This is a genomic window from Scytonema sp. PCC 10023 (assembly GCF_963920835.1).
GTDB lineage: Bacteria > Cyanobacteriota > Cyanobacteriia > Cyanobacteriales > Nostocaceae > Kalymmatonema.
The window spans coordinates 1-4,884 of record NZ_CAWUDP010000220.1; the positions used below are offsets into that span (position 1 = coordinate 1).

Here is a 4,884-nt window from a genome sequence, read left to right on the forward strand (position 1 = left end):
TTTTAGTTCATTTCTTCTACCGTTTCGCACCGCGAACTAGTCTAAACTCCAGACAGTAAGGGAATCAGCTTTGTTTTGCGTCAGAAACAAGGAACGTATATTCGTCTTCCAGAAAAATCTTATCAAAGGCTGCAAAATTTAGGATTAAAACCAGGAGTATCATTCTTTTTCCATCAGGTTCAATTGACGAAACAGAAAGGATTTGGAAAATTTAATTTAGTTGGGTATTAGCCGCGCAAATATCGAGGGAAGGTTGAACCCTCTGGATGGTATTTACTAACAAACCTTCAAAGTTTTGAGGCTGCCATTAAAGCGTTTAAATGTCGTAGTGGCATTGAGGCTATGTTTAAGGATTGTAAGACTGGTGGTTATAATTTAGAATCGACATACGCTACTGGTCAACGTTTAATCGCACTGATGCACGTTGATTGCGTTCGCGAAGCGTGCGCGAAGCGCTCTCGCCTACTCTTGTGCGGTGTTAGCAGGTCGTAATTTCCGATTTAGAGGGTTACAAAAATATATTGGTCGGCTGCAAGAATTAAAGTGAATACACCGTCGTCATAGCGCATTTTGGGTTGGTTTATATGGTTGTTTATGGGTGGGGGCTATGGAGTTTTGGTCAGATTTAGCGATTGCCCAAGGGGCACTGCGCTCCGCGCAATCGCACTGATGCATCTCAAGCCATCTAAACTACCTTATTTTCAACGTGGCCTCCGAGCTATGCAGCTTATCCAGTCTACTTTGTAACCACTCTGTCACCCCGTCAGCCTGAAGCCCTTATTTAACCGATAAAAGCTCAGAAAAGTGATGTAACTTTATTGCGCTGCTTTTGACTAAGCCCTGGGTTATACGGATAGGTGCAAGATATGAGCCTCCCACGGGCGCGATTAACGCTCCCGCAAAATATGAAACAAGCACATTTTTATGATGTTTCTCAAAGCCTTACTGTATAACGGTTCTAAAATGTGCAAGTTAAGAGCTAACCTAAATTCTACATTAGAACGCAACTTAGTATGAACTTGGGGACGACACTGCGGTTATCCAGTTTGACCAAAGGTCATTTCACACAGTTAAAACCCTCGATTGTCCAGAAAATATTATTCCAATTTTTCAACCACCTCACTCTCCAAAACTGAACCCGATTGAGAGGTTTTGGGAGTTTCTCAAAAGCAAATTTCAAGCTTGAAAATTGCAAAAGCCTTGCTCAACTGTGTCAAAAGTTAGCTGAGGTTTTGGAAACTATTACACCTGAGGTGATAGCTTCTCTCACTTCTTACGACTTCCTTCTTGAAGCTTTATTTAGCGCAGCTTCATAAAGAATTGGTATTACTTCAGACTCAGCAGAGCAAAGCATTTCATTACATAGATAAAACCTTGATTTTTGGAGATAATTACTCCTATTTAGAAGGACAACACTATACTTTTCGTGGCTTTTAAAACATCCTTTTCAAACATTCAACAATATCACACTTGGGAGCGCCTATGTCTGTCTAGAGTTGAATATATTTTCTGTGAAGCTTTATAAAATACTTTTTCCTTCATATTCCTTTTGCTCCAAAATAACTGAACAAGCTGATAAAGTTCGTAAAATCAATGTCATGGCTACAAAGATCAAAATCCATTCCAGATATGGTATTGGCGGTATCTGTCTGGCAATTTCATTAAACAGTTGATTATCAATGAGTTTAATGATTTCAAAATGATGCTGAAATAGGAAAGAATACGCTAACACAACTCCGCCTATCAGTATTACAGATGAGAACATACGTAAGAGGAACGCCAGAGCAAGACCAAACTTGTTAATTCTTCCGTCATAAGGTGTCGTTCGCTCTCGTACTTTGGGAAGAATCAATGTGTTATATTCATCCAGATTATCAAAAAACTCCTTCATGGATGCCATAATACTCTCAAGACGAAGACTCTGAATTAAAGCACGACGCTCCTTCTGCTTGTTATACTTCTTGATAAGCTTTAAGTAATCAAAATCTGGTAGGAGGTACTGGAGCGAGCCATCCAATGTTAGGAGAGATCTGCTTGCTTTCAAAAATCCCCAGTTCGTTGGTATATTATATTTACTAGTTACCTTGGTAATTGCATCACTAGCTGCATTTATGGATTTTTCCTTATATGATAACCCGTTCAGCCGGGATTTAGCTGCCCAAGTTTGAATTGCACCTGCGATTTCCGCACGCGCTCTAGGTATATCAATTCTGGGAATGTCTACGGCAAAGCGGATAAAATAGTCGGCTGCTTTCGTATAATCCTCTCTCCCCAGTGCATTAGTGTAGTTTGAGTAGTTAGTTCTCAAATCTTTCTCTAGAGAGCCAACACTTCCTAAGTCAATCAGTACAAACTTGCTATCACGCAACAAAAATATGTTACCAGGATGTAGATCTGCATGATATAAATTATCTTCATATATTTGTCGATATAAGGACAAACATAATTTTTCTCCCAGCTTTTCCCGGTCTACATTATTTTTCTCATCCCATTTTTTCACTTTGGCAGGATCGCTATTTAAAGTCTTGATGTAATCAGACATCAACACACCCGAAATGTACTCCATAACCAAAACTCGACGTTTGGAATATTTTTTGTATACTGACGGAGTGTAAACTCCGTGTTTTTTGAGAGTCTTTTTCATCCGACGCATGTTGGATGCTTCATACCGATAATCTAGCTCCTCATTAAAAATTTTCTCCACTTCTACTACAGCGTCATCCAAACGCAAATAATTGGCAATATTCAACGCTCTAAATAAATTAGCGAAAAGTTTAATGACTTCCAAATCGCGCTTGAAAGCCGACTCTAAGCCGGGACGTTGAACTTTGACCACTACAGGGGCTCGGTTTTTGGACAAAACTGCGCTGTGAATTTGAGCAATAGAGGCAGCTGCTATGGGTTGCTCATCAAACTCTGCAAAGATTTTATCAATTGGAGCACCCAATTCCGATTCAATAGTTGAGCGTACCATCTCCATTGGAAATCCAAGAGCGCCATATTGCAAGCGTCTTAATTCATCGCATACTTCTTCAGGAAAGAGGTCTGTTCGTAATGCTAGTAACTGGCCTGTTTTAACCCATAGACCACCTAATTCTTCAAATATTTCTCGCAACTCGATTGCCGTTTTTTGTATATTCGACTTTCTGACAAATCTGCGGTATGATACGCCTAAATAATAAACGATAAATCGCCGGATCACATAAATGATTGAAAAACGACGAATATTAAGTTCTTCAACTATTTCTACTTTTTTTTGCTGTTTTTTTTCAATCAGTGGCGTGGGAATATATTGTTCCTTGAGCATTTGTTCAAGCAGATGTAAATTTTCAACAAGTCTAGCGCTCTGAGATAAATCTGGAAACAGAATAAGCGAGGCTCAGGTGCAGCTACACTGTTTTCATAAAGGTCGTCTTCGATTGTATAATCAGTATACGCCGAGTCCAATTTATTTTTTCACAACCCCTAAGCTCGACTTTATCCATTTTCAAGCAACACGCTCGCATACGCTCAAACCCTTATGGAACGTAAACTTTGACTTTTTCTATCTCGGCAAAATTAGTGATGTAGGAAAAAGTTTTTGCCACAAAGCTATAAATGAATGCCAAATAACAAGGCTTACGCTGCTTAATTGGATAAAGTCGAGCTAAGAGGATGTTTGGAAAGTAAAAAAAACTCCAGTTACGATATTTTGTAAGCAAATAAAAATCCGATAGAGTTACTAGTACAGGTCGGCGGAAATAAAGTACCCATTAAACAGCTAATACCTTACCCTTATAAGTCCACTTGAATGGCTTCGCCATAGTGCGATTAAAGTAGTTAATAAAATCCAATATCTGAACCTATCCCACTAATAAAATTCTATGAATCCAGATATAAATAGTAGCAAGGTCAATGAATGCATCGAAATATACAGCAGATTGCAAGTTCATGAGGTACAGGTTTTCAACTCAAAAGCCAGATATAGAGCCAAGTTTACTTCTGACTCCTGACTCCTGACTCCTGAATTCTGCTGTACTTTTTGACTTTTCCAACGAACAACTAGACGACAATATTTACGTTACAACCAAGCAAAACATCGTTCTTGCTAAAATCTAAAAACAGAAATTTTAATGAGTCTTCTCTTAACTTGCACATTTTAGAACCGTTATACAGTAAGGCTTTGAGAAACATCATAAAAATGTGCTTGTTTCATATTTTGCGGGAGCGTTAATCGCGCCCGTGGGAGGCTCATATCTTGCACCTATCCGTATAACCCAGGGCTTAGTCAAAAGCAGCGCAATAAAGTTACATCACTTTTCTGAGCTTTTATCAGTTAACTCAGATCTTGCACCTAACCGTAAAAAACCGTATAAGCTAAAAAGATGCGCGATAAGGCTACCTGATTTTTATCGGTTTTTATCGCTAAATTAAGGCTTTTAATTTAATACGGAGTAATTAAATTAAATCAATTTTTATTGGTGCAAGATCTGAGTTAAATAAGGGCTTCAGGCTTAGTACTGAGTGTGAGAATAACATCAATTTTTCTTGGTGCAAAATGTCAGTCTTCCTCTATTTTTCTTATTTCTCCAGACGAGTTTTGGTATTTGAGGTCGAATGCCTCGTTTGCGTAGAACAGCACCATGAGTTTTTTGAACCGTAACCTTTATCACTGGAGTTTAGACTAAAAGTCAGTAGACCGAAAAGATTTCTAGAAGGCTTACCATCCGTTCATTTGACGGATTGCATACAATCCGCCAGAATGCCCGTATCATCTGCTTTTTGAGCAATAGAGTTGTAGATCAGTTCTCTAGCCCAGGTAAGCGATTGCCCAAAGGGCACTGCGCGGAGCTCATATCTTGCACCTCTAAGGATAAACCCCTAATACACAAATAGGAGTGTAAG

At 39.0% G+C, this 4,884-nt stretch carries 2 protein-coding genes; one reads left to right on the top strand and one right to left on the bottom strand.

Annotation, left to right across the window (positions count from 1 at the left end; all coding sequences use genetic code 11):
• Positions 1-1,096: 1,096 nt before the first annotated feature.
• Positions 1,097-1,186 carry a transposase gene (locus ACM0OZ_RS47840; protein WP_414589991.1) on the top strand — a complete coding sequence of 30 codons (90 nt, stop codon included), beginning with the start codon at positions 1,097-1,099 and terminating at the stop codon, positions 1,184-1,186.
• 333 nt (positions 1,187-1,519) lie between these two features.
• On the opposite strand, the gene ACM0OZ_RS47845 is transcribed toward ACM0OZ_RS47840, so the two are convergent.
• Entirely contained in the window at positions 1,520-3,307 is a 1,788-nt protein-coding gene (locus ACM0OZ_RS47845; protein ID WP_414589990.1) for an ABC1 kinase family protein, read from the bottom strand.
• Between the last annotated feature and the right edge of the window lie 1,577 nt (positions 3,308-4,884).

Bases quoted from the DNA above. Each gene is read 5' to 3' on its own strand.
- ACM0OZ_RS47845 (WP_414589990.1), bottom strand. From the start codon at position 3,307: ATGCTCAAGGAACAATATATTCCCACGCCACTGATTGAAAAAAAACAG.